Raw genomic sequence first — 24,190 nt, 5'->3', positions numbered from 1 at the left:
CCCCAAGACCGCCCGACGAGACCGGAAGACCTGCCTGCCAGTGCGCGTACTTCGCATCAGCCACAGCGGCGTCGTCGACGCCTGGCGGGAGCGGGAGCGGGTCGCCCGCGCGCTCGGGCACGAGGTCACCTCGGTCACCGCGCAGGTGTGGGACGAGGCCGGTCGCGACGTGCCCCTGCGACCACGGCCGGGCGAGGATGTGGTGGGGGTGCGCACCTTCGGCCGGCACCCCGCGCTGTTCGTCTACCAGCCGATCGCCCTCTGGCGACTGCTCGGCCGGCGCCACGACGTGCTCGACCTGCACGAGGAGCCCTTCGCGCTCGCGACCGCGCAGGTCCTCGCCCTACGGCTGCTGCGTCGGCGACCTGCGCCATACATCCTCTATTCGGCGCAGAACCTGGACAAGCGCTATCCGCCGCCGTTCCGGTGGCTGGAGCAGTGGGCGCTGCGTCACGCAGCCGCGGTGCAGACCTGCAACGTCGCGGCCGCGCGCCGGTGCGAGCGGCGCGGCTTCCCCGGCCGGGCGCGGGTGATCCCGCTCGGCCTCGACGAGAGGACATTCACGCCGGGCACGCCGACCCCTACCGCCACGACCGACCCCGACCGGATCCGGGTCGGGTATGCCGGCCGGCTCGAGTCGCACAAGGGCGTGGACGTGCTGCTCGACGCAGTCGCCGGGGACCCGCGGCTGCACCTGGACATCGCCGGGTCCGGGACCACGGACGCGCAGTTGCGGGCCGCTGCCCGCGCATCGGGTGACCGGGTGCGCTTCCTCGGCACCGTCCCGCACGAGGACCTGCCGGACTTCTATCGCTCGCTGGACGTGCTCGCGGTGCCGTCCCGCACCACCCCGCGCTGGGTGGAGCAGTTCGGCCGGGTGGCGACCGAGGCGATGGCGTGCGGCACGCCGGTGGTGGCGAGCGACAGCGGCGCGCTGCCGGACGTCGTCGGCGACGCCGGGCTGCTCGTACCCGAGGGCGACCCGGACGCACTGCGGGCGGCGCTGCTGCGGGTCGGCACCGACCCGGACCTGCGAGCGCGGCTGCGCGACCGGTCGCTGGAGCGTGCGCCGCGGTGGAGCTGGAGCGCGGTCGGCGCACGCTTCGCGCAGCTGTATGACGCTGTCGCACAACGCAATCCGGCTGCCGGCCCACTCGCTGCCGAGCCGGCCCGGCCGCTGCACGTGATCGTCGTCGCCTACCGGGCGGCCGACCTGCTCGAGCCCTGCCTGCGCGGCGTCAGTGGCCTCCCGGTCGTGGTGGTGGACAACTCCTCCGACGCTGCGGTGCGCGAGGTCGCGACCGCCGCCGGCGCGACCTACCTCGATCCCGGCGCCAACCTCGGCTTCGCCGGTGGCGTCAACCGGGGCCTCGCGACGGTCCCGGACCGCGCCGACGTGCTCCTGCTCAATCCGGACGCCCGCCTCGACACCGCCGGCGCCCTGCGTCTGCAGGAGCAGCTGCGCGCCGACCCCGGCCTGGCCAGTCTCGGCGCGCGACAGGTCGACGCGTCCGGCGACCACGCCCGCGTCGGCTGGCCCTGGCCGACACCGGCCGGTGCCTGGGTCGAGGCGCTCGGCCTGGGGCGGCTGCGTCGCGACCGTTTCGCGATCGGCTCGGTGCTGCTGCTTCGCGCGGAGGCGCTCCTCGCGGTCGGCGGCTTCGACGACTCCTTCTTCCTCTACGCCGAGGAGACCGACTGGGCCCGGCGCGCCGTCCAGCTGGGGTGGCGTCACGGCGTCAGCGCGGACGTGACCGCCACCCACTTCGGCGCCGCGACCAGCACCGACCCGCAGCGCCGCGAGGCGCACTTCGCGGCCGGACAGGAGCGCTTTCTGCGCAAGCACTTCGGCGCCGCCGGCTGGCAGGTGGCGCGGGCGGCCGGCTTCTCCGGTGCCGTGGTGCGGGCCTGCGTCATACCGGGCCGGCGGGCGGAGTTCGTCGACCGGGCACGCCGGCTCGCCGCCGGTCCGATCCGGCACGAACGTCGCTACCTCGAGCGGGATGCCGCATGACCATCTGGCAGACGGTCGCGCGCAACGCCCTGCACCTGCTCGGCGCCCTCGCCCTGGTCGTCGTCGCGCTCGCGGTCGGCCACTTCCTGCCGACCCACCAGGTCGTGATCGTCGCGATCGTGGTCGCCTCGGTCGTCTTCACCCTCGGCCTGACCGACCCGGCGCTGATGTGCCTGATCTGCACGCCACTCTTCCTGCTGGTGTCCCGCGTCGGCGGCCCCGACACCAGCCTGACCGCCTCGGACCTCGCGCTCGGTCTGTGTGTCGCACCGGCGTTCGTCGCCGGCGCGCGCCCGCTCACCCCACCCATGCGGTCGCTGCTCTGGCTGTCCGCGCTCTACCAGGCCGCCGCGTCGCTCACCGTGGTCGCCAACCCCTACCCGGCCAACCTCGTCGAGTGGTTCCACTCCTGGATGCTCGTGTCCGGGGCGCTGCTCGTCGGCTGGGTGCTTGGCCGCCACGGGCGCGCGGCGATGGCGGCGAAACTCCTCCTCGGCACGGGCGTGCTGCTCGCGCTCTTCGTGATCGGCAGCGCGCTGGTCAACTACTCGCGCGGCGACTTCGGGCCGATCTACACCGGCGCGCCGCTGCCGATGAACAAGAACTTCAGCGGTCCGGTGCTGTCCATGCTCGCGGTGGTGGCCTACGCCCGCCCGCCCTGGCTGAAGCTGCCGGAGTCGGCGGCGATCGCCTGCTTCTGGCTGTATGTCGCAGCGATCGGCGCGAGCCAGTCGCGGCAGGCGGTCGTCGGCCTCGCGGTCGGGCTGCTCATCCTGGTCTTCCGCCGCGGGCAGCACGTGCGGCGCTCGCAGCTCATCGTGCTCGCGGCGGTGCCCGCGGTGGCCGTGCTGAGTGTGCTCGTGCGCGACCAGCTGACCTCGACCAACGAGTTCAACTCCGCGAACCAGCGACTGCACTGGTATCAGGGAGCCCTCGACGTCTGGGTGGCCAATCCGTGGTTCGGTGCCGGGCTGCGCTGGTGGTACACCGACCGCTACCCGAAGTTCCAGCCGCCCAACGCCGAGCTGGAAGTGCTGAGCTCGGTCGGCGCGCTCGGCCTGATCTGCTTCCTGATCTGGGTCGGCGGCACCTTGCGCACCGTCACCCGGATGAACCCGCTGTTCGGCACCGTCGCGCTGGCCGTGCTCGCCAACCGGTTCGCCGCCACCCAGTTCGACATCTTCTGGGTGTCGCCGCTGTCCTCGGTGCCGTTTCTCATCGCCGGCATCGCCCTGGGCGCGGAGGCCAACGCCGAGCAGCGGCTGCTGCCGAACACCGAGGGTCCCGAACGTGCGGCGGCCGATCGCCGGACCGTGCCGGCGGGTGCCTGATCGTGCGCATCGTCCACGTCGTCACCTCCGGCCGGTTCGCCGGGGTCGAGCAGTATGTCGCCCGGCTCGCCACCGGGCAGGTCGCTCTCGGCCACGAGGTCGTCGTGGTCGGCGGGGCCGCGGAGATCATGGCACCGCGTCTCGCGGAGGGCCGGGCCGGCTTCGTGGCTGCCGGCAGCATCGTCGACAGCTGGCGGGTGCTACGAGCGCTGCCGAGACCGGACGTCGTCGGTGCTCACATGACCGCTTCGGAGACCGCTGCCCTCCTCCCCCGGTCGCCCGCGCTCGTGCCGGTGGTCGCGACCCGCCACTTCGCGCGGCGCCGCGGGCAGTCGTCGGCGCGCAGTCTGGTGCTGCGCGGGATGGACCGGCTCCTTGCGGCCCAGATCGCGGTGAGTGCCTATGTCGCGGCACACATCGGTGTCGCGGCGCAGGTCGTGCACCCGGGTGTCGACGCCCGGCCGGACCATCCCCATCCCACGGGCAGGCGGCTGCTGGTGATGCAGCGCTTCGAGGCGGAGAAGGAGACCGGCGTGGCGATCCGTGCCTTCGCCGCGTCCGGCCTGCGAGAGCAGGGCTGGTGCCTCGACGTGGCCGGCGACGGCGCCGAGGGGCCCGCGCTGCGCAGGCTGGTTGCCGAGCTCGGAGTGTCGGATGCGGTGCGGTTCCTCGGTTTTCGGCTCGACGGGCCGGAGCTGATGCGGGGGTCGTCGGCGTTGCTCGCGCCGAGCCGCCTGGAGGCGTTCGGGCTGACCGTCCTGGAGGCGATGGCGTCCGGCCTGCCGGTGATCGCCGCGGACGGCGGAGCCCATCGCGAGACGGTCGGGTCGGTCACCCCCGAGCTGTTGTTCGCCCCCGGCGACCACCGCGCGGCGGCGGCCCTGCTCGCCGGGCTCGCGCGGGATCGGGCACGACGCGAGGAGGTCGGTCGGGCCCTACGGCTCGCGCAACGGGCGCGCTTCACGACCGAGCACATGGCGCGCCGGGTCAGCGAGATCTACGCCGGGGTCGCCTGATGGACCTGGTGGTGATCTCCCTCGAACCCTGGGACCAGGTCCGCCGCCGCAATCAGCACCTGGTCGACGGCCTGCTCGACCTCCACCCGGGCCTCCGCGTGCTGTTCGTGGAGCCCGCGCACGACCCGATCCATGCCGCACGACGCCGCTCACGACCGCGACCGGGGCCGGGTCTGCGTCGTGCCCGGCCCACGGATTCGCAGCATTGGCAACGGCTTTGGCTGCTCGGACCCACCAAGTGGCTGCCCCGCCGGATCGATCCGTCCTGGGACCGGCGCTGGGCGGCCCAGGTCGTCCGGGCCGCCGACCGACTCGGCTTCTCCGCACCGCTCCTGTGGGTCAACGACCCCGCGGGGGCCGCGGTGCTCTCCCGGACGAGCTGGCCGGCGCTCTACGACATCACCGACGACTGGCTCGCCGCGCGGCGGCCGTCGCGGGAGATCGCCCGGCTGGCGGCGCACGAGCACATCCTGCTCACCGAAGCTGCCGAGGTGGTCGTCTGTTCGCCCGGGCTGCGCCGCGTGAAGGGGCAGGGCCGGCGGGTCGAGCTCGTGCCCAACGCCGCCGATCTCTCCGCGTATGCCGCGGGTCTCCCCCGGCCCGGCGACCTGCCCGCCGGACCGGTCGCGCTGTATGCCGGGACGTTGCACACCGACCGGCTCGACGTCGGGCTCGTCCGGGCGACCGCCGCCGAACTCGTAGGCGCCGCAACGGTTGTGCTGCTCGGGCCGGACGCGCTGGACCCGGCATCTCGCGCGAGCCTGGCGGACGCGGGCGTCGTCATACTCGGGGCACGTGCGGCGTCGGAGGTGCCCGCTTACCTGCTGCACGCCGACGTGCTGCTGGTGCCCCATGTCGTCGACGAGTTCACCGACTCCCTCGACCCGATCAAGCGATATGAGTACGAAGCCGCGGGCCGGCCGGTGGTCTCCACCGCCGTGGCCGGTTTCGTCGACAGTCCGGCCGCGACGATCGCCGACCGTGCGGCGTTCCCGGCCGCGGTGCGGCGTGCCGTGGAGGAACACAAAACGCCGCGCCCGGCCCACCGGCCGACGGGCGTCGACTGGGCGGACCGGGTGCGTCAGGTCAGGGCTCTGCTCGAGCGCGTGGGGCAGGCTCAGGCCGCGGGCTGACCGACCGCCTTCTGCAGGTTCTGGTCGATCGCGTCGAGGAACTGCTCGGTGGTGAGGAACGGCTGGTCGGGGCCGACGAGCAGCGCGAGGTCCTTGGTCATCTGACCCGACTCGACGGTCTCGATGCAGACCCGCTCGAGGGTCTCGGCGAACTGGGTGACCTCGGGGGTGTTGTCCAGCTTGCCGCGGTGGGCCAGGCCACGGGTCCAGGCGAAGATCGAGGCGATCGGGTTGGTCGAGGTCGCCTTGCCCTGCTGGTGCTGGCGGTAGTGGCGGGTGACCGTGCCGTGCGCCGCCTCGGCCTCGACGGTCTTGCCGTCGGGGGTCATCAGCACCGAGGTCATGAGGCCGAGGGAGCCGAATCCCTGTGCGACCGTGTCGGACTGGACGTCACCGTCGTAATTCTTGCAGGCCCAGACGTAACCGCCCTCCCACTTCAGCGCGGAGGCGACCATGTCATCGATGAGCCGGTGCTCGTAGGTGATCCCGGCCGCGTCGAAGTCGGCCTTGAACTCGTCCTCGTAGATGCGCTGGAAGATGTCCTTGAACTGGCCGTCGTAGGCCTTGAGGATGGTGTTCTTGGTCGACAGATAGCAGGGCACCTTGCGCTGCAGGGCGTAGTTGAGCGAGGCGCGGGCGAAGTCCTCGATCGACTTGTTGTAGTTGTACATGCCCATCGCGACGCCACCGTCGTCGCCGTACTCGGCCACCTCGAGCTCCAGCGGCTCACTGCCGTCGGCGGGTTCATAGGTGATCTTCACCTTGCCGGCGCCGGGCACCTTGAAGTTCTGCGACTTGTACTGGTCGGCGTGCGCGTGGCGGCCGATGATGATCGGCTTGGTCCAGCCCGGCACGAGACGCGGCACGTTGGAGATGATGATCGGCTCGCGGAAGATCACGCCGCCGAGGATGTTGCGGATCGTGCCGTTGGGGCTCTTCCACATCTCCTTGAGGCCGAACTCCTCGACGCGCGCCTCGTCCGGGGTGATCGTGGCGCACTTGACGCCGACGCCGTGCTCCTTGATCGCGTTGGCCGCGTCGACGGTCACCTGGTCGTCGGTGACGTCGCGGTTCTCGATGCCCAGGTCGTAGTACTTCAGGTCGATGTCGAGGTAGGGGTGGATCAGCCGGTCCTTGATGAACTGCCAGATGATCCGCGTCATCTCGTCGCCATCGAGTTCGACGACGGGATTCTTGACCTTGATCTTCTCCATGACCTGCCTGGGCTCCTTGCTAAAGCGGGGGTCGCGGTCCGAGCGGGCGAGGGCACCGACCGGGCGGCGGGCGCGCGGTGGCGCGCGGGCTCCAGGTTATCCGGCAGACTCGCCGGCCCTCGAACCCCCCGGGCCGGGGCGGCCGAGCGCCGCAGGGCGGCCGGCGGACCGCTGGTCGCTATTGTGCGCGTCATGACGGTGCGAGGGCTGGCGGGACGAGTGGTCGGCGAGACCCGCCTCCGGCAGGCCGCCGAGGCCGTGCGCACCGCGCGGACGGCATTCGGACTCTCCGGATTGACCCACGTGGCAACGGTTTACGGCACGGACAAGGTCGGGGACCACCACTACACGCCGCACTACGCCCGCCACCTCGCGCGTTTCCGGCGGCGACGGTTCACCCTGCTGGAGATCGGTGTCTTCGAGGGCGCGTCGCTGCGCACGTGGCGCAGATACTTCCCGCGGGCACAGATCGTCGGGCTCGACATCGAGGACAAAAGGGTGCACGCGGGACGCCGGATCTCGGTCTACCAGGGTGACCAGTCCGACGCCGCGCTGCTGGAACGCATCGTGCGCGAGACCGGCCGGCCGGATGTGGTGATCGACGACGGCAGCCACCACAGCGACCACGTGCGGGCGACGTTCGCGACCCTCTTCCCGCTCCTCGCCGACGACGGGGTCTACGTCATCGAGGACACCCAGACGTCATACTGGCCGACCTTCAACGGCAGCCTCGACCGGCACGACACCACCACGACGATGGCGCTGGTGAAGGACCTGCTCGACGGCCTCAACCACGAGGAGTTCCTGGACGAGGACTACCGGCCGAGCGACCTCGACCGGACGGTCGTCGCGGTGCACGCCTACCACAACCTGGTGGTCATCGAGAAGGGTCGCAACTGCGAGGGGTCCAACAAGTCCAGGCTGCGTGACTACCTGTGAGTGCACCGATCACCGTCGTGGTGCCGGTGCACGACGGTGCGCCCTTCCTGCGGGCCACCCTCGACTCGCTGGCCGCCCAGTCGCCGCGCCCCCGGGTTGTGGTCGTCGACGACGGATCGGCCGACCAGTCCCGTGAGATCGCCGGCCGGCACCCGGTCGTCGACCTGCTGCTCGAGCAGCCGAACGCCGGGGTGGCGGTCGCCCGCAACCGGGGGCTGGCGCAGGTGCGCTCCCCCTGGGTCGCCTTCCTCGACCAGGACGACCTCTGGCACCCCGACCGCTCCGCGATGCTGCTCGACCTCGCCGACCGCACCGGCCGCGACGTCGTCGGCACCTCCGAGCGGCTGTTCGCCCGGTCCGCGGACCGCTCCGAGCTGCTCCGCATCGGCGACAGCCGGTCGCAGCTCGAGCTCGCCTGGGTCGACGACGGCGACGAGCTGGCGCAGCTGCGGCGGGAGGAGGATCCCGTGCGGGGTGGCACCGGCGAGGTCGAGACGCTGGGGGCGGATCGCTGGTTGCGCGCGCCGGGCAGCTGGTCGACGTCGTTCCTGGTGCGCACCGACCTCGCGACCGCGGCAGGCGGTTTTCCGCTCGCCTACGACGCGATGGACGACCATGTCTTCCACTACAACGTCGCGCGGCTCGGCGGTGGCGCGGTGCGCATCGACCACCCCGCCTTCTACTACCGGGTGCACCCGGCCGCCCGGATGAACAACAGCAGCGTCACCACCGCGTTCCTCGCCCACCTCGTGGAGGACCGGCTGGGATCGCCCCGGCGGCGGGCGCACTACGCGCGCAGCGAGTTCATCGACCAGTTGGTCGACGAACTGCCGGGCAGCGGCGTCGGCCCCCTGGAGCGGCTGGCCCTCACCGTGCTGACCACCTCCCCGGACCGTCGCCTGCGCCGGCTGGCGCGTTCGACGCGCCTCGCCATACGCCGTCTCGCACCCAGGGACCGGCACCGTGCCTGACGAGAGCCGCTGCTAGCGTCGTTTCCGGTAATTGCAAACCCAGCATTCAATTTCGCGCCCTAAGGGGAATCTCGTGAGCACCACGCCAGTCAAGGTCGCCGTCACCGGCGCCGCCGGCAACATCGGTTACAGCCTGCTCTTCCGCATCGCGGCAGGCGACCTCTTCGGCCCGGACACCCCGGTCGAACTCCGGCTGCTGGAGGTCACTCCGGCGCTCAAGGCACTCGAGGGTGTCGTCATGGAGCTGGACGACAGCGCCTTCCCGCTGCTCGCCGGCGTGGAGATCGGCGACGACGCGAAGAAGGTCTTCGACGGTGTCAGCCACGCCCTGCTGGTCGGCGCGAAGCCGCGCGGCCCGGGCATGGAGCGCGGCGACCTGCTGAAGGACAACGGCGGCATCTTCGGCCCGCAGGGCAAGGCACTCAACGAGGTCGCGGCCGACGACATCAAGGTCACCGTGACCGGCAACCCGGCCAACACCAACGCGCTCATCGCGATGAGCAACGCCCCCGACATCCCGAACGAGCGCTTCACCGCGCTGACTCGCCTGGACCACAACCGCGCGCTCGCGCAGCTGGCCGCCAAGCTCGGGGTGAAGACCACCGACATCACCCAGATGTCGATCTGGGGCAACCACTCCGCGACCCAGTACCCCGACCTGTTCCACGCCCAGGTGGGCGGCAAGTCCGCCGCCGAGGCCGTCGGCGACCAGGACTGGATCGAGAACACCTACATCCCGACCGTCGCCAAGCGCGGCGCGGCGATCATCGACGCGCGCGGCGCCTCCTCGGCCGCGTCCGCGGCGTCGGCCACCATCGACCACGCCCGCGACTGGCAGAACGGCACCGACGGTGCCTGGGTGTCGATGTCGGTGCCGTCCGACGGCTCGTACGGCGTCGCCGAGGGCATCATCTCCTCGTTCCCGGTGACCGTCGCCGACGGCAAGTGGAGCATCGTGCAGGGCCTGGAGATCGACGACTTCTCCCGCGGCAAGATCGACGCCTCGGTCAAGGAGCTCGAGGGCGAGCGCGACACCGTCAAGCAACTCGGCCTGATCTGAGTCCGATCAGTCAGATCAGTCCGTTCAGTCAACTGAGTCAGTCACACCGGGCCCCGGTCAGTAACGCGATGCGGCCACTGACCGGGGCCCAGCGCTCCTTTCTGCGGGATCGATGGCTTCTCGTCATCCTGCTGGCGGGCGCGCTCGCGGGCGCTGCCTATGCAGCGTGGGTCCCGCCCGGCGTGCCGTACGACGAACCGTCGCACTGGACCGCGGTGAACTTCCTCCTGGAGCAGCACCGGCTCCCGCACTCCGGCGACACCGGCCTCTCCTACGAGCAACAGCAGCCACCGCTCGCCTACCTGCTCGCCGCGCTGGCCGGCGGTGCCGGCCGCGCCGTCGCCGGGGTGCCCGCCGAGTTCTACACGGTGCGGCTCCTCGGCGGCATGGAGTTCCTCGTCGCCGCGGTCTTCCTGTGGCGCCTGCTCGGCCGCCTCGCGCTCCCGCCGCTCGCCCGGCGCGTCGCGGTGGCGACGTTCGTGCTCAACCCGGTGCTGCTCGCGATGGCGTGGAGCATCCAGAACGACTCGCTCTTCCTGGCGCTCGGTTTCGCGGCGCTCGACCTCGGCTGCCGAGCGCTGCAGACCCGCTCGACGGGCGCGGCACTGACCGCGGGTGTGGTGGCGGGTGCAGCCGCCCTTGCCAAACAAAACGCGCTCGCGGTCGTGATCGCGGTCGTCATCGTGCTGCTCGCCGGTCCGGCGGAGCGCCGCCTGGCGCGCGCTGCGTCATACCTCGTGCCGCTGGTGGTGATCTGCGGCTGGTGGTACGTCTACAACATCGTCGCCTTCGGCGGCCCGCTGCCGCCCCGCGACCTCGGCAGCGCCCCCTTCCCGGCGCGCGGGCTGCCGGCCTCGCCGCATGCCGTGCTCGAACTCGCCCGAGGCGTCGTCACCTTCCTGTGGTCGCCGACCGAATACTGGCGCAATGTCATCGCCTCCCCCGCGGTGATCGACGCCGCCGTGGTCGCGGTCACCGCGGTGGTGCTGGTGGTCGGCGGAGCGCGCGTCATCCGCAGACTGACCGCCGGGCCCCTGACCCAGCCGCAGCTCGCGATCGTGATGACGGCGGCCGTGAGCATCGCCGGTTGGTTCGTCACCCTGACCTGGTTCACCGCTGTCGCGGCTCGCTACGGCTACCTCGCGTGGCCGGCGTGGGCGTGGCTGATCGCTGCTCTCGCGGGGGACGGGAGGACGGGCGGGCGGCGCGTCGTCGCCGTCGCGCTGGTCGGTTTCGTGCTGCTGCTCGCCGGCTGGGCGCTCTGGTCGGTGCACGACGTGTCCGCGCCCGCGGTGCAGATCGACCTGGGCTGACGCCGAGACGTGCTCAGCCCGGGATGCCGCCGAGCTTGACGATGCTGAAGATGAAGGCGACCGCCGCGGCCAGCGTGAAGAAGAACACGCCGTCGACCATTCGTGAGCGTATGACGAGCGCGCCGGCTGCCTTCTCCGGCAAGTAGATCCGCAACAGCCCGGCCACGGCGAGGCAGCCCGCCAGCAGATAGCCGCCGGCGCGCACGGAGGTCGTGACGAGGACGGCCAGCGCGAGCAGGCAGCCCGCTGCGAGCAGCCACCAGAGCGGGCCGAGCCGGAACGCGGTCACGCCGGTGCGTCGGCCTCGGCGAGCCGCTCCGCCGCCTGCACGACGTTGGTCAGCAGCATCGCCCGGGTCATCGGGCCGACGCCGCCCGGGTTGGGGCTCAGGTGCCCGGCGACCTCTGCGACGTCGGGCGCCACGTCGCCGGCGATCTTGCCGTCGACCCGGGACACGCCCACGTCGAGCACCGCCGCTCCCGGCTTGACCATGTCGCGGGTGATGAGGTGCGGCACTCCGGCGGCCGCGACGATGACGTCGGCGGTGCGGGTGTGGGCAGCGAGGTCGCGGGTGCCGGTGTGACAGAGCGTGACCGTGGAGTTCTCGCTGCGGCGGGTGAGCAGCAACCCGAGCGGCCGGCCGACGGTGATGCCGCGACCCACCACGACGACCTCTGCGCCCGCGAGCGGCACGTCATACCGACGCAGCAGCTCGATCGCGCCGATCGGGGTGCAGGGCAGCGGTCCGGGCTCCCCCAGGACCAGCTTGCCGAGGTTGGTCGGGTGCAGGCCGTCGACGTCCTTGTCCGGCGAAACCCTTGACAGCAAAGCGAATTCGTCGAGTCCGGTGGGCTGTTGCACGAGAAAGCCGGTGCAGGCCGGGTCGGCGTTGAGCTCGTCGATGACCGACTCGACCTCCGCCTGGCTCGCGGTGGCGGGCAGGTCACGACGGATCGACGTGATGCCGACGCTCGCGCAGTCGCGGTGCTTGGCGTTGACATACCAGGTCGAGCCCGGGTCGTCGCCGACGAGCACGGTGCCGAGCCCGGGCACCACCCCGCGCTCACGCAGCGCGGCAATGCGCGCACGCAGCTCGTCCTTGATCGTCGCCAGGGTTGCCTTGCCGTCCAGCATCGTCGCGGTCACGGCTCGTATCTTTTCACGCCGCGCGCCGTCCCGCGTTCACCGTTCGGCGTTCAGCCAGGGATCAACGAGAAGCGCACAGTGCGCACCGCGTTGTCGACATTGAGGTCGACCAGGCAGATGCTCTGCCAGGTGCCGAGCGCGAGCCGGCCGTCGACGACCGGCACCGTCGCGTAGGGCGGGATCAGTGCCGGCATGACGTGGGACCTGCCGTGCCCCCGGCTGCCGTGCGCATGCCGCCACCGGTCGTCGGCGGGCAGCAGGTCGCGCAACGCGGCGAGCAGGTCCTCGTCGCTGCCGGCGCCGGTCTCGAGGATCGCGATGCCGGCGGTGGCATGCGGCACGAAGAGCTGCAGCAGCCCGTCCGGCGCCCGGGTCACGAAGTCGGCGCACTCACTGGTGATGTCGAGCACGACTTCGCTTCCCCCAGTGCGGAATTCACGCGTGTGGGTGAGCATCGGTGTCTCCCTTCAGGGTGTCGGTGACCGAGAGCCACGTGTCGACGTTACGCGCCATGGCCGTGGCCCCCTTGCGGTCGTATGCCGAGGCCGCCCGCTCCTGCGCCAGTCGCGCCGCCGGTTCGTCGCCCAGCAGGCGCAGCGCCATGGCCTCGTCGATGTCGCGCTCCGCGAGAGTGATCGGCATCGACATGCCCCGGGTGCCGTCGCGGGCCTGCTGCAGGCGTGCGCGCGCCAGGTCCTCCCGGCCGGTGGCGGCGAGCAGCAGCCCGGTGACGCTGTCCCGCAGGCCGGGGCTGTAGCCGTCGTCCTCCAAGGTCGGTGCCTCGAGGTCGCCGTCGAAGACCTCGAGCGCGCCCGCGAAATCCCCCGCGCGCATGCGCAGCCGCACGATCCAGAGGCTGTTGTCGAGCTGCGCGATCGGGGTGAGCAGCGGCAGGCTCTCCTGCAGCGCGTCGGCGGCACCGGCGGCGTCGCCGAAGCTGTAGAGCGCCATCGCCCACCGGTCGGTCTCACGGGCGAGATAGTCCGCGCCGCTGGACAGTTCGAGCACCCGGTCCCAGTCGGCCGTCGCGCCGGTGCGGTCGCCGCGCATGGCCCGCAACCACACCCGCATCGGCAGCAGGCTGAGGATGCGATCGCGCTGGGCGCCGGCGGCGGCGAGGGCCTGGTCGACGTCCTCGAGCACGGTGGTCACCGGCTCGTCGCTCCACATGCCGTATTCGACCCGCGCGAAGGTGAGGCGGCGGCGCACCGGGCGGTCGCCGGCCTCCTCGGCGAGGTCGCTCAGCCGGCCGACCTCGGTCAGTCCCTCGCTCATCCGGCCGGCGAGACCGTAGGCCAGGACGCGCGCCCACCCGGCATCGAAGCGAAGGCCCTCCAGGTCGGCGAAAGAGCTTGACGCACCGACGAGTTCGGTGGCCACGTCGATGCCATCGAGCGGGAGGGTCACCCCGGTCTGCAGTCGTCCGGCGAGCAGCATCGCCTCACGGTGCACCAGCCAGGCCGGCGACTCCACCAGCTTGCGGTCGAGCAGCTGGACGATCTCCTCGATCTCGGACATCTCGATGTGGTCGGTGCGCATGAACGCCCGGTGGGCCACGTCGTGCAGGCGGGGGTCGCCGTTGGCATAGAGCGGCAGCAGGTCGAGATAGGACTCGCGAGCACCTGGCTCACCCCGCAGGTCAAGCTCCTCTGCTGCCTGGAAGCCCGCCTGTGCCGCGCGGTCCCGGATGCCGTTCACCAGGTCGAGATCGGCTGACACGGCTGCGATTTCGTCATACGCCTGACGCAGGTGCTCGGCGATCGCCTGCCGCTGCGAGCCGTCGAGTCGCTCCGCATTGGCGGCCAGCCAGTCGGCCGCGCGCACGTGTCGCTCGGACCGCACCTGGCGGGCCTGTGTGCGGTAGGCGGTCTCCATGAGCATCGACTGCACGAACTGGTAGCGGGTGAATCCGCTGGTGTCCTGGTCGCCGAACTCCAGGATGTTCAGCTGCCGCAGACGCCCGGCCACGTCGTTGCCGTCGTCGGCCGGGTCGGGGCTGGCGGTGCGCACGGGCCCGACCGCCTCGGCGTAGAACTCGCGCCCGAGGACGCTGCCGACTTCGCAGAATGCGCGCTCCATCGGAGTGAGCCGGTCCAGGGTCGCCTCGAAGAGGGTGTGCACCGAGACGGGCAACTCCTCCCCGTCGCACATGCACTCCAGCAGCACCTGGAAGACCTGCGGGTTGCCGTCGCTGCGCCGGATGAGCGCGTTGAGCGAGACGTCGACCGACTGGCCGGATTCCTTTGCGGCTGCTTCGAGTTCGGGCATTCGCTCGCTCGCCATCTCACGCAGCGCCGCGGCATCGAGTGCGTCGACGGGCTCGACCCGGGACTGCTGGCCGCCGCCCCACATCGGGCGCCGCTCGAAGAGCTCGGGACGCGCGGTGCAGATGGTGAGAACCGGATAGGTGCGCAGCGGCTCGACGAGTTGCTCGATGAGGTCGAGCATCGGGTCGCTCGCCCACTCGATGTCCTTCCACACCACCGCGATCGGGCCGGCGAGTGCCAGTCGGGACAGCACCTTGCGGACCGCCCAGACGATGTCGTCGGTGGAGGTGGTCTCCTCGGAGCGGGCCGTCGCCGACTTCAGCCGCCGCACGATCGCGGTCGCGGTCGGGTCGTCGAACATGCCGGTGACGATGTCCGGCCAGTCGTCGCCGATCGCGGACAGCAGTTTGGCGAGCGGTCCGTAGCTGCCGTCGGTCGCGAGCGGCTGGGCAGTGCCACGCAGCACCCGCATCCCGTCGCGCTCGTCGAGGAAGTGCGACACCAGGCGGTTCTTGCCGATGCCGGGCTCCCCGACATACGTCAGGAACCAGCCCTGGCTGTAGCGCAACGACCGGTCGGCGATCGCGCCGAGGTCGCGCAACTCGATCTCCCTGCCGGCAAAGGGAGTTCGGCGCAACACCCCGTGCCGGGTGCCGCTCTCGGAGACCTTGTAGACGTCCTGCGGCTCGGTCTTGCCCTTGTGCGTGATCGGCCCGACGTAGTCGAGCGTGACCGTGGGTCCGGCCAGGTCGGCGACCGTGTCACCGACATACGTCTCACCGGGGCCGGCGGCCGCCTCGAGCCGCGCCGCGACGTTCACCGCGTCACCGGTGACCGAGAACTGCCCGTCCGGCTGGTGGGTGACGAAGACCTCGCCGGAGTTGATCCCGATGCGCACCCGCAGGCTCTGCCCGAGCTGCGCCTGCATGCGGCCGGACACCTCCTTGACCGCGGAGTGGATCTCGGTGGCGGCCTGAACGGCTCGGGTCGCGTCGTCCTCGCGGGTCGCCGGGACGCCGAAGACGGCCATGACGGCGTCGCCGATGAACTTCTCGACGGTGCCGCCGTACTTCCAGACGACCTTGGAGACCGCGTCGAAATAGCGAGCGAGGCTGGCACGCAACGCTTCCGGGTCGATGGACTCGCCGAGGCTGGTGGAGCCGACGATGTCGACGAAGAGGATGACCACGTGCTTGCGCACCGGCGCCTGCAGGCCGCCCTGGGCGAGTGCGGCGCCGCAGTTGGGGCAGAACCTGGTCCCCACCGGCGACTGGAATCCGCAGCGCGCACAGGTGATCACGGCTGCATTCTCTCAGGAGTCACCGCGTGCTCTGTCGCAGCTTCGCCGCGTTGGCGAGCCAGGTGTCGACCTGCTCGGACATGGCGGTCGCGCCCTTGGCGAGGTATGCCGCCCGAGCCTCCTCCGCGGCAGTCGCGGCGGCATCGGTGTGCCCCAGCACGGTCTCGACGATGGCCCGGTCGACCGCCGACTCCGCCCGATTCCAGAGCAGGTCGCGGTCGACCGCTCCTCGGCTGACGCTGAGCGCGTGCCGGGCAGCCGCGGCCTCGCGACGCAGTGCAGCTTCGACGGCGGAGACCACGGCCAGCCGCGGCTGCACCCGCTCGGCGAAGGCATCCTGGACGAGTCGCGAGGCGCGACCGGCCGCCGCGCGCGCCCGGTCGAGGCGGCCGGCCCGAATCCACGACCCGCTCGCATCGGCGGCCCAGCCGCAGGCCCACAGCGCCGAGATCGGCTCGGCCGCGGCGCTCATCGCGTCATACTCCTGGGCCGCCTCGTCGTGTGCGCCGCGTGCGGCCAGCGCCACCTGGCGATAGTGCCGCGGGAACTGCGCGGGCAGCACCGCGTCGGGCGACAGGCTGTCCTGCGCGGCGCGCCAGGCCGCGTCCGACCGGACGGTGTCCCCCATCACCGCGTAGCCGGCGGCGAGGATCGCGTTGACGGTCACGAGCTGGAAGGCGACACCGGCGAGGTCGGCGCGCATCCGCTCGGCGACCTCGACGGCCTGCCCGACGGACGCGTCACCGATCCAGAGCACCTGGATCTCGAAGTTGTCGATCACGCGCGCGGTGACGACATCGTCGGCGGGCGCGAGCGCACGCATCGGGCGCAGCACCTCGATGCACTCACCGAAGGCCTGTGCGTCCGCGTAGGCCTGGGCGGCGAAGAGCAGGACGGCGAGCCGGCCGTCGGCGGACATTGCGGGGTCGGCCTCGGCGGCCGCGACGAGTGCATGTGCGCGTTCGCGCGCGACGGACGGCCGGGCCCGCCCGAGACCGAGGGTCCAGAAGGTGGTGATCGCCTCGCGCACCGTCACCCACTGGGGATCGCCGTCGAGCACGGCATCCAGTGGGGTCAGCGTGGCATCGGGCATCGCGTCCCGCTGATCGCGCTGGGCGGTCAGCATCAGCCGCCAGCCGACGCGGAAGACGAGGTCGTCATCACGGTGCAGCAGCGTGGCGAGGTGCTGATAGCCGTCGGCAAGGTGGCTCTCGCCCCGGGCATAGCGATCGTCCAGTGCCCGTATGCCGGTGGCCAGCGCACGCTGCCGAGCGGCCTCGCGCTCGGCACCGGTGTCGCCGATCTCGGCAAGTAGCGCGTGAGCGCGGTCGTAGTGGGAGGCCGCCAGTGACACCGCGTGACTGTCGCGGCGTCGGGTTTCGAGGTCCGCGGCGAGCGCTGCGTGCCGCTCGGCGCGCCTCCGCTTGGGCATCGACCGGTAGGCGGTCTGCATGAGCACGGACTGGGAGAAGCGGTAGTCGCCGGACGATGTGAGCTCGAGAAGCCCACGCGCGCGCAGGGTTTCGGCGACCTCGTGCAGGTCGCGCAGAGCCGCCGTGTGATCAACGTCCACCAGCGCGAACTCGCGGCCGGCCACCGAGCCGACCTCGACCAAGGTCCGCTCGTCGGCGGAAAGCCGGTCGAGCGCGGCCTCGTAGAGCTGCGCGACCGATGCCGGCAGTCCGCCACCGGTCGCAGCGTTCTGCGCGAGCAGCTGCACCACCTGGGGATTGCCGTCCGCCCGGTCGACGAGGTCCTCGGCGGTGGCCGGGAGGTCGGTCGCCTGCACGGCGATCCGATCGGCAGCGATCTCGAGCATGTCCTCGAAGTCGAGGGGTTCGACGTCCTCGACGCGCGACTTGCGACCGCCTCCCCATCGCGGGCGATGTTCGAAAAGGTCCGGGCGTGAGAGGCACACGGTGAGCACCGGCAGCGACCGGCTCGCGGCCGCGAGGAGTTCGAGCAGGTCGAGTTGCGCCTCGGTCGCCCAGTGCAGGTCATCCCACACCGAGACGACCGGAGACTCGGCGCACAGCGCCTCCAGCACCTGTCGCACCGCCCACGCGACGTCGTCGGACGAGGTCTGCGCCTCCGACACGCCGGCGGCGGACCGCAGCCGCTGCAGCACCGGCGGCGCGGCGTCGCCGAGCAACCGCCCGACATACGCCTGCCAGTCCGGGGCGAGATCGGCGAGCCAGCTGGCGAGCGGCGCGAACGCCCCGGTGCTCATCGGGTCGCAGCGGCCGACGACGACTCGCAATTCGTCTCTGTTTCTTGCAAATTCTCGGATCATCCGCGATTTGCCGATGCCGGCGTCCCCGACATACGTCAACAACCAGCCCTGGCGACGCTGTGCCGACCGGTCGGCGATGGAGGCGAGATCGGCCAGTTCGGCGGCCCTCCCGACGAACGCGGGTTCGCGCACGCGGTCGCGGGGAGTCTGGCCGGCCGCGACGCGATAGACCAGTTGCGGCGCCGATTTGCCCTTGTGCAGGATCTCGCCCACCTCGTCGAGCACCACTGCGTCCCCGAGGAGCTCGGCGACGGTGTCCCCGACATACGTCTCGTCGATGCCGGCCGCAGACTCCAGACGTTGCGCGGTGTTGACCGCGTCACCGGTGACCGAGAACTGCCCGTCCGGCTGATGGGTGACGAACACCTCGCCGCTGTTGACCCCGATGCGCACGTGGAGTGCATCGGGCAGTGCGGCGACCGCCTGATGTATGCCGATCGCCGCGCGGACCGCGCGGGCGCCGTCGTCTTCGCGGCTGCTCGGCACGCCGAAAACAGCCATCACGGCATCGCCGATGAACTTCTCGACGGTGCCGCCGTGGTGCCAGATCACCGCCGACACGGCGTCGAAGTAGCGGGCCAGGCGACCGCGCAGCACCTCGGGGTCGGCACCTTCGCCCAGCGCCGTCGACCCGACGAGGTCGCAGAAGAGGATGACCACGTGCTTGCGCACCGGCGCCTGTTGATCGCCCCCGGCGACGGCGGCGCCGCAGGCCGAGCAGAAGCGCGCGGCGTCCGGCACCTCGGCTCCGCAGCGCGCACAGGTGGTCACGACGAGCGAATCTACCCGGCGGGTTACAGCGACCGCTGCTAGCTTTTGCCTGTTGCACAGTTCTCATCCGGAGGGATTCATGGCCAGCGCCCAGCTGAAGCAGGTTCTTGCAGGTATCGACCTTTTCGCGGGCCTCAGCCCGGCCGCGATCTCACAGATCGCCGACACGGGCGCGACGTTCAAGACCGCCGCCGGCGGCAAGGTGATCAGCGAGGGCGCGCAGGAGGCCGGTCTGCGGGTCGTGCTCGACGGCAGCGCCACGGTCGACGTCGGTGGTCAGTCGCGCGGTGAGATCGGCGTCGGCGACTACGTCGGCGAGCTGTCGATGATCGACGGTGCGCCGCGGTCGGCCACCGTGGTCGCCGGACCTGGCGGGGTGACCACCTTCGCGCTGTCGTCGGCGGCGTTCATGCCGCTGGTCCGCGGCGACGGCGACATCGCCGCTGCGCTGCTCAAGACCCTCGTGGCCCGCCTGCGCAAGGTCGAGGCCGCCGCGAACAACTCCTGACCGAACGCGCCACGTGTCCGCCGGCTGACGACTCGTCCGCGAAATGGCGACTGGTCACGCTCGGGCCGACTCGTCCACGAAAAGGGGACTTGTCACGCTCGGGGCGACTCGTCCACAAAGTGGGGACTTGTCACGTGCTACAGCACGTGACAAGTCCCCACTTTGTGTGACAAGTCCCTGTTTGTGTGACGAGTCCCCACTTCGTGTGACGAGTCCCCCTCTGTGTGACAAGTCCCCGTTCTGTATGACGAGTCGCTCGCCCCGAGACCCGCGCCGGCGACGATGCCGCCCGGGCGAGCGCCAGCGAGCTCGGGCGGAGGAGGAGCCGGCGCCAAGAACACGGGGCACTGAAGAGGAGAGGCGAGCTCGCTCGCGTCTCCTCTTCAGTGCGCGAAGTGCCGCGTCCCGGTGAAGTACATCGTGAGGCCGGCCTCGGTGGCGGCGTCGATGACTGCCTGGTCGCGCAGGGACCCACCGGGGGCGACGACCGCCTTGACGCCGGCGTCGATGAGCACCTGCAGCCCGTCGGGGAAGGGGAAGAACGCGTCGGAGGCGGCGACCGATCCGCGGGCGCGCTCGGCGCCGGCGCGGTCGACCGCGAGCTCGCAGGAGTCGACCCGGTTGACCTGGCCCATGCCGACACCGACCGATGCTCCGTCGGCTGCGAGCAGGATGGCGTTGGACTTCACCGCGCGGACCGCCCGCCAGGCAAACTGCAGGTCGGCGAGCGTCTGCTCGTCGGCTGCCGGGCCGGAGACCAGCCGCCAGTTGGCGGCGTCGTCGCCACCGGTGATCTCGCCCGACTCGTCGCGCACCACTGCGTCGACCTTGTCGACCTGCTGCATGAGCATGCCTCCGCTGATCGGCCGGATCTCGACGGGGTCGCGCTGCTGTGCCTGCTCGGCCGGCAGCTTCAACAGCCGAATCGCCTTGCGGCTGCTCAGGATTTCGACCACGCCGGGCTCGAAGTCGGGCGCGATCACGACCTCGGTGAAGATGTCCTTGACCGTCTCGGCCATCTCCTGGGTGACCGGCCGGTTGGTCGCGATGATGCCGCCGAACGCCGACACCGGGTCGCACGCGTGCGCCTTCGCGTGCACCGACGCGATGCTTTCGTCCTTGTCCCCGACCGCGATGCCGCACGGGTTGGCGTGCTTGATGATCGCCACGGTGGGCAGGTCGCCGTGGTCGTATGCCGCGCGCACCGCAGCGTCCGCGTCGACGTAGTTGTTGTAGGACATCGCCTTGCCGAAGAGCTGCTCGGCGGAGGCGACGCCGGGCCGCCAGTGGCGGTAGAGCGCGGCCGCCTGGTGCGGGTTCTCGCCATAGCGCAGGTCCTGCGCCTTCTCGAACGTCGCGCCCGACCATGCCGGGAAGCCGGTGCCGTCGCTGGTGTCGACATACGCGTTGCCCATCCAGTTGGCGACGGCGTTGTCGTAGTCGGCGGTGTGTGCAAAAGCGCGTGCTGCCAACGCTTTTCGCTGATCAAGGGTGAAACCGCCGCCGGTCACGGCCTCCAGCACGGAGTTGTATGACGCAGGCTCCGTCACGATCGCGACGCTCGGGTGGTTCTTGGCCGCGGCGCGCACCATCGACGGACCGCCGATGTCGATCTGCTCGATGCACTCGTCGGGCGTGGCACCGGACGCGACGGTCTCGCGGAACGGGTAGAGGTTGCACACGACGAGCTCAAAGGGCGCAACGCCGAGTTCGTCCAGTTGCGAGAGGTGTTCGGGCACACGGGTGTCGGCGAGGATCCCGGCGTGCACGCGCGGGTGCAGGGTCTTCACCCGGCCGTCGAGGCACTCGGGGAAGCCGGTGAGGTCCTCGACCTTCGTCACCGGGATGCCGAGTCCGTCGATGAGCGTGGCCGAGCCGCCGGTCGACACCAGCTCGACACCGGCGTCGTGCAGCCCGCGGGCGAGTTCCTCCAGACCGGTCTTGTCGTAGACGGAGATCAGCGCGCGCTTGATCGGGCGGCGGCCGGAGTTGTCGGGGGCGGGCGACTCGGACATGACTCTCCTCGCAGAGTTCGGCGGACATCCGGCGCGCACCCAGGCGGACGATGCACGCGACTCCACTCCCCGGTGGTTGCCCACCCTCGCCAGTCGTGTGCCGCCAGCTTAACGGGGGTCGGCGCCTCCGGCCGAATCGCCGAGCAGCACCCGCCGCCCGTCGACCCGGAACCCCTCCCGCGCGAGGCGCCCGACCCACTCGACCAGCTGGGGGCGTTCGGCCTGCTTGATGCGTTCGGTGAGGGTGTCGACGGTGTCGTCGTCCTCGACCGGCACCACGCACTGGGCGACGATCGCGCCGGTGTCGACACCCGCATCGACGACGAAAAGCGTTGCGCCGGCGACCTTTACGCCATAGTCCAGCGCGTCGCGCGGTCCGTGGATGCCGGGAAAGCTGGGCAGCAGCGCGTTGTGGCTGTTGAGGTAGCGGCCGCCGAAGCGCTCGAGGAACTCCTCCCCCACCAGCTTGAGGAAGCCGGCCGACACCACCAGCGCCGGGCCGTATGACGCAGCGTCCTCGGTCAACGCCCGGTCCCACGCGGCCCGGTCCGGGTAGTCCCGCAACCGGTGCACGAAGGTCGGCACCCCGGCCCGCTGCGCGCGCGCCAGTCCCTCGATGCCGTCCCGGTCCGCCCCGACGGCCACGACCCGCACGCCGTAGGCGGGGTCGGCGGACGCGTCGAGCAGTGCCTGGAGCAGGGTGCCGGAGCCGGAGACCAGCACCACGATCGGCACCGGACCGGCCGGGCGGGGCACCTCGGGCGCCGCAGAATCGTTGCTCACGACGGGCCAACCTATCGCCCGCGCCGACCGCACCAGCCATCCCGGGGGACCACGCATGAGCGACCAGCCGATCACGCCGCGGTCGGTGGTCCACGCACGGCGCGGCCTGGGTTATCTGCTGCTCGGTTTCCTCACCACGCTGATGCCGGTGCCCTACAACATCGTCGCGCTGGTGCCGCTCGTCGCGTCGGCGGTCGAGTCGGTGCTGACGCTGCGCGCGCTCGCGGCCGCCCGCACCCCGGGGCCGATCAAGGCCTGGACGTCGGTCGGGCTCGCGCTGACGGTCGCGCTGATCGTGATGGTCGCGGTCCCCTACGTCTTCTGGGGCACGACCCAGCGCTACGAGACCTGCATGTCGAAGGCCAACACCAAGACGACGCAGGCGGTGTGCAAGCAGCAACTGAGCGACCGCAGCAACGACATGCGCCGGCTCATCACGGGCAGCTGAGGCTCCGTGACGCCCTAGGAGGCCCGCGCGCAGTCGATGCAGAAGGTGGTGGTCGGGCGTGCCTCGAGCCGCCCGTCGCCGATCGGTGCGCCGCACCGCTCGCACACGCCGTAGCTGCCGTCGGCGAGCCGGGCCAGCGCGGCGTCGACGGCCACCCGCTGGGCCGCGGCGTCCTTGGCGAGGGTGTCGATCATCGAGCGGTCGACCGCGATCGTGCGGCCCTCCGGGTCGTGCTCGTCGTCGGCGTTGCTGTCGCGCAGCGCCTCGACCACGTCGTCGAAGCTGGCCCGCAGCTCGCGCAGCCGTGCGTCGGCGGACTCGCCGAGTTCGCGCAGGCGGGCTCGCGCCACCTCGTCATCCATCCGACGAGGATAGGACCGCCCACCGACAACCGTCAGCGCCGCAGCGCGCGCTGCCAGTGCAGCACCAGGGTGGTGACCACGGCGCCGAGCACGAGCTCGACCAGCAGCAGCGGCACCAGCATCAGCGAGGGACCGACGTAGTCCAGGGAGCCACCGCTCACCCCGGCGGTGGACAGCCAGCTGAGCAGCAGCACCAGCACGCCGGTCACGGCGGCCGCCTGCGCGGCGGTGACCGCCTTGGTGCGCAGCGAGGTGTAGGTCGTCAGCCGGCCGAGAGCGCGCCAGCCGACCAGGCAGCCGAGCGCGACCGGCAGCAGCGGCGCGACGGTGGTGAAGAAGGGCAGCGGACCGGCGTCGGGCACCGCACCGAGCACCGGGATCATCGGCAGCAGGCCGCCGTGCACGCTGCCCGTGCCGACGCTGACCGCGCCGAGTTGTGCGGAGGCGCCGGTGGTCCAGCCGGCCGCCCAGAGCACCAGGTTGGGCAGGGCGGCGAGTTGGCCCAGCCAGAGCACGATGCCGCCGAAGAAGCCCGGCCGCAGCTGACCGTTCAGCTGACCGATGGCGCCGAGGTGGAAGACGACCAGCGCGAGCACGATGACCAGGCCGATCGCGAGGTAGCCGAGTACACCCTCAGCCGCCGGTCGCAGCGCGCGCCGGGTCGACAGCGACACCCGCTCGTCGACGAACTCACGAGCCTGCCCGGCCACGGCTTCCTCGCTGCGCAGCAACGCCCAGGCGCAGCCGCCGACTCCGACGAGCAGCGCGCCGGGCAGCACGGTGAAGACGTTCGGCGACGCGGGTCCGCTCATCGCGAGTGCGCTGATCACCAGACCGGTCACGACATACCCACCGACGTATGACGCAGGCCCCTCCCACCAGGCGCCCGACCGCTCGGACAGGTAACCCAGCATCGCCTTCGCCGCGGTCCGCGCGAGCACCAGCGCGAGTGCGGTGAGCAACAGGGGGGCGAGCACCACCGACCGGCCGGAGCCGTCGACGCCGACGTGCCCGCGGTGGGCCAGGGCCCAGCCGTCACCGCTGAAGCTCAGCGCATCGGTCCAGCCGACGCTGCTGTGCGGGTCGGCCGCCCAGGCGAGCAGCACCGGGATCACCAGCAGCAGCGCCAGCGACAGGGCGCCGACTGCGCCATACCCGGCGGCGATCGCGAGCTGCCGGGGGTCCCGGCTCTGCGCCGGTGACTGCGGCGTGGCGAGACCGGTCAGGTTGCGGGCACGATCGAGAAGGCTCATCGCGACCCATGGTCGCCGTGATCACCGCGCGCGCCCGGCAGGCTCGCCGGGCT

The 24,190-nt window shown here is 71.4% G+C and carries 20 protein-coding genes and 1 riboswitch; of the genes, 10 read left to right on the top strand and 10 right to left on the bottom strand.

The annotated features are described in order from the left end of the window. The first annotated feature begins 40 nt into the window (after positions 1 to 40). The 4 genes from HJ588_RS12485 to HJ588_RS12470 are packed head-to-tail and all read left to right on the top strand — an operon-like array spanning position 41 to position 5,494. Positions 41 to 2,014, top strand: coding sequence for a glycosyltransferase (locus tag HJ588_RS12485; protein WP_343036703.1), 1,974 nt, complete (start codon positions 41 to 43; stop codon positions 2,012 to 2,014). Then, a complete protein-coding gene (locus HJ588_RS12480; RefSeq protein WP_171156059.1) occupies positions 2,011 to 3,345 on the top strand; it encodes an O-antigen ligase family protein in 1,335 nt (444 codons plus the stop codon). Before HJ588_RS12485 ends, HJ588_RS12480 begins: the two co-directional genes overlap by 4 nt. 2 nt (positions 3,346 to 3,347) lie before the next feature. After that, positions 3,348 to 4,361: a glycosyltransferase gene (locus HJ588_RS12475; protein ID WP_171156056.1), complete on the top strand. Its 1,014-nt coding sequence runs from the start codon at positions 3,348 to 3,350 to the stop codon at positions 4,359 to 4,361. Continuing rightward, the gene (locus tag HJ588_RS12470; protein ID WP_171156054.1) at positions 4,361 to 5,494 is read left to right on the top strand and encodes a glycosyltransferase; all 1,134 of its coding nucleotides are present in this window, start codon (positions 4,361 to 4,363) and stop codon (positions 5,492 to 5,494) included. Before HJ588_RS12475 ends, HJ588_RS12470 begins: the two co-directional genes overlap by 1 nt. Here HJ588_RS12470 and HJ588_RS12465 read toward each other — a convergent pair. Further along, positions 5,479 to 6,708 carry an NADP-dependent isocitrate dehydrogenase gene (locus HJ588_RS12465; RefSeq protein WP_171156052.1) on the bottom strand — a complete coding sequence of 410 codons (1,230 nt, stop codon included), beginning with the start codon at positions 6,706 to 6,708 and terminating at the stop codon, positions 5,479 to 5,481. The genes HJ588_RS12470 and HJ588_RS12465 overlap by 16 nt on opposite strands. A gap of 192 nt (positions 6,709 to 6,900) precedes the next feature. On the opposite strand from HJ588_RS12465, the gene HJ588_RS12460 reads away from it, so the two are divergent. From HJ588_RS12460 to HJ588_RS12445, 4 genes are all read left to right on the top strand, one after another. Beyond that, complete coding sequence (locus tag HJ588_RS12460) at positions 6,901 to 7,647, top strand: class I SAM-dependent methyltransferase (protein ID WP_171156050.1); 747 nt, start codon at positions 6,901 to 6,903, stop codon at positions 7,645 to 7,647. Continuing rightward, entirely contained in the window at positions 7,644 to 8,618 is a 975-nt protein-coding gene (locus HJ588_RS12455; protein WP_171156048.1) for a glycosyltransferase, read from the top strand. The genes HJ588_RS12460 and HJ588_RS12455 overlap by 4 nt, the downstream gene beginning before the upstream one ends. Positions 8,619 to 8,691: 73 nt before the next feature. Continuing rightward, positions 8,692 to 9,678 (top strand): malate dehydrogenase, encoded by a 987-nt coding sequence (locus tag HJ588_RS12450; RefSeq protein WP_171156047.1) that lies wholly within the window; start codon positions 8,692 to 8,694, stop codon positions 9,676 to 9,678. Between the two features lie 182 nt (positions 9,679 to 9,860). Beyond that, positions 9,861 to 10,991, top strand: coding sequence for a glycosyltransferase family 39 protein (locus HJ588_RS12445; protein WP_212755899.1), 1,131 nt, complete (start codon positions 9,861 to 9,863; stop codon positions 10,989 to 10,991). 13 nt (positions 10,992 to 11,004) lie between these two features. On the opposite strand, the gene HJ588_RS12440 is transcribed toward HJ588_RS12445, so the two are convergent. From HJ588_RS12440 to HJ588_RS12420, 5 genes are read right to left on the bottom strand one after another with little or no spacing between them, the layout of a single operon-like run. After that, positions 11,005 to 11,280 carry a DUF3017 domain-containing protein gene (locus tag HJ588_RS12440; RefSeq protein ID WP_171156043.1) on the bottom strand — a complete coding sequence of 92 codons (276 nt, stop codon included), beginning with the start codon at positions 11,278 to 11,280 and terminating at the stop codon, positions 11,005 to 11,007. Continuing rightward, a complete protein-coding gene (locus tag HJ588_RS12435; RefSeq protein ID WP_171156041.1) occupies positions 11,277 to 12,137 on the bottom strand; it encodes a bifunctional methylenetetrahydrofolate dehydrogenase/methenyltetrahydrofolate cyclohydrolase in 861 nt (286 codons plus the stop codon). Before HJ588_RS12435 ends, HJ588_RS12440 begins: the two co-directional genes overlap by 4 nt. Positions 12,138 to 12,187: 50 nt before the next feature. After that, entirely contained in the window at positions 12,188 to 12,592 is a 405-nt protein-coding gene (locus tag HJ588_RS12430) for a secondary thiamine-phosphate synthase enzyme YjbQ (protein ID WP_171156039.1), read from the bottom strand. Beyond that, positions 12,573 to 15,704: an adenylate/guanylate cyclase domain-containing protein gene (locus HJ588_RS12425; protein WP_171156037.1), complete on the bottom strand. Its 3,132-nt coding sequence runs from the start codon at positions 15,702 to 15,704 to the stop codon at positions 12,573 to 12,575. The genes HJ588_RS12430 and HJ588_RS12425 overlap by 20 nt, the downstream gene beginning before the upstream one ends. Positions 15,705 to 15,723: 19 nt before the next feature. After that, on the bottom strand, positions 15,724 to 18,768 hold the full coding sequence (locus HJ588_RS12420; protein WP_171156035.1) for an AAA family ATPase: 3,045 nt from the start codon (positions 18,766 to 18,768) through the stop codon (positions 15,724 to 15,726). A 79-nt stretch (positions 18,769 to 18,847) separates the two neighbouring features. Here HJ588_RS12420 and HJ588_RS12415 point away from each other — a divergent pair, with 79 nt between their 5' ends. Continuing rightward, a complete protein-coding gene (locus tag HJ588_RS12415) occupies positions 18,848 to 19,276 on the top strand; it encodes a cyclic nucleotide-binding domain-containing protein (RefSeq protein ID WP_171156033.1) in 429 nt (142 codons plus the stop codon). Between the two features lie 383 nt (positions 19,277 to 19,659). Here the strand turns inward: HJ588_RS12415 and purH are convergent, their stop codons facing one another. Together purH and purN are read right to left on the bottom strand one after the other, a co-directional pair. Continuing rightward, positions 19,660 to 21,291, bottom strand: a complete 1,632-nt coding sequence (gene purH, locus HJ588_RS12410; RefSeq protein ID WP_171156031.1) for a bifunctional phosphoribosylaminoimidazolecarboxamide formyltransferase/IMP cyclohydrolase — start codon at positions 21,289 to 21,291, stop codon at positions 19,660 to 19,662. 30 nt (positions 21,292 to 21,321) lie between these two features. Then, positions 21,322 to 21,397, bottom strand: a riboswitch (ZMP/ZTP riboswitch). 2 nt (positions 21,398 to 21,399) lie between these two features. Further along, a complete protein-coding gene (gene purN / locus HJ588_RS12405) occupies positions 21,400 to 22,074 on the bottom strand; it encodes a phosphoribosylglycinamide formyltransferase (protein ID WP_343036702.1) in 675 nt (224 codons plus the stop codon). A 55-nt stretch (positions 22,075 to 22,129) separates the two neighbouring features. Here purN and HJ588_RS12400 point away from each other — a divergent pair, with 55 nt between their 5' ends. Further along, positions 22,130 to 22,522 carry a hypothetical protein gene (locus HJ588_RS12400; protein ID WP_171156027.1) on the top strand — a complete coding sequence of 131 codons (393 nt, stop codon included), beginning with the start codon at positions 22,130 to 22,132 and terminating at the stop codon, positions 22,520 to 22,522. A 14-nt stretch (positions 22,523 to 22,536) separates the two neighbouring features. Here the strand turns inward: HJ588_RS12400 and HJ588_RS12395 are convergent, their stop codons facing one another. After that, positions 22,537 to 22,884, bottom strand: coding sequence for a TraR/DksA family transcriptional regulator (locus tag HJ588_RS12395; protein ID WP_171156025.1), 348 nt, complete (start codon positions 22,882 to 22,884; stop codon positions 22,537 to 22,539). A 32-nt stretch (positions 22,885 to 22,916) separates the two neighbouring features. Further along, positions 22,917 to 24,137, bottom strand: coding sequence for a cell division protein PerM (locus tag HJ588_RS12390; protein ID WP_171156021.1), 1,221 nt, complete (start codon positions 24,135 to 24,137; stop codon positions 22,917 to 22,919). Between the last annotated feature and the right edge of the window lie 53 nt (positions 24,138 to 24,190).

It is taken from the genome of Flexivirga aerilata, from assembly GCF_013002715.1.
Taxonomy (GTDB): Bacteria; Actinomycetota; Actinomycetes; order Actinomycetales; family Dermatophilaceae; genus Flexivirga; species Flexivirga aerilata.
This window is presented reverse-complemented; position numbering and strand designations above follow the sequence as displayed.

Bases quoted from the DNA above. Each gene is read 5' to 3' on its own strand.
- HJ588_RS12415 (WP_171156033.1), top strand. From the start codon at position 18,848: ATGGCCAGCGCCCAGCTGAAGCAGGTTCTTGCAGGTATCGACCTTTTC.
- purH (WP_171156031.1), bottom strand. From the start codon at position 21,291: ATGTCCGAGTCGCCCGCCCCCGACAACTCCGGCCGCCGCCCGATCAAG.
- HJ588_RS12400 (WP_171156027.1), top strand. From the start codon at position 22,130: ATGAGCGACCAGCCGATCACGCCGCGGTCGGTGGTCCACGCACGGCGC.
- HJ588_RS12465 (WP_171156052.1), bottom strand. From the start codon at position 6,708: ATGGAGAAGATCAAGGTCAAGAATCCCGTCGTCGAACTCGATGGCGAC.
- HJ588_RS12430 (WP_171156039.1), bottom strand. From the start codon at position 12,592: ATGCTCACCCACACGCGTGAATTCCGCACTGGGGGAAGCGAAGTCGTG.
- HJ588_RS12390 (WP_171156021.1), bottom strand. From the start codon at position 24,137: ATGAGCCTTCTCGATCGTGCCCGCAACCTGACCGGTCTCGCCACGCCG.
- HJ588_RS12480 (WP_171156059.1), top strand. From the start codon at position 2,011: ATGACCATCTGGCAGACGGTCGCGCGCAACGCCCTGCACCTGCTCGGC.
- HJ588_RS12395 (WP_171156025.1), bottom strand. From the start codon at position 22,884: ATGGATGACGAGGTGGCGCGAGCCCGCCTGCGCGAACTCGGCGAGTCC.
- HJ588_RS12460 (WP_171156050.1), top strand. From the start codon at position 6,901: ATGACGGTGCGAGGGCTGGCGGGACGAGTGGTCGGCGAGACCCGCCTC.
- HJ588_RS12470 (WP_171156054.1), top strand. From the start codon at position 4,361: ATGGACCTGGTGGTGATCTCCCTCGAACCCTGGGACCAGGTCCGCCGC.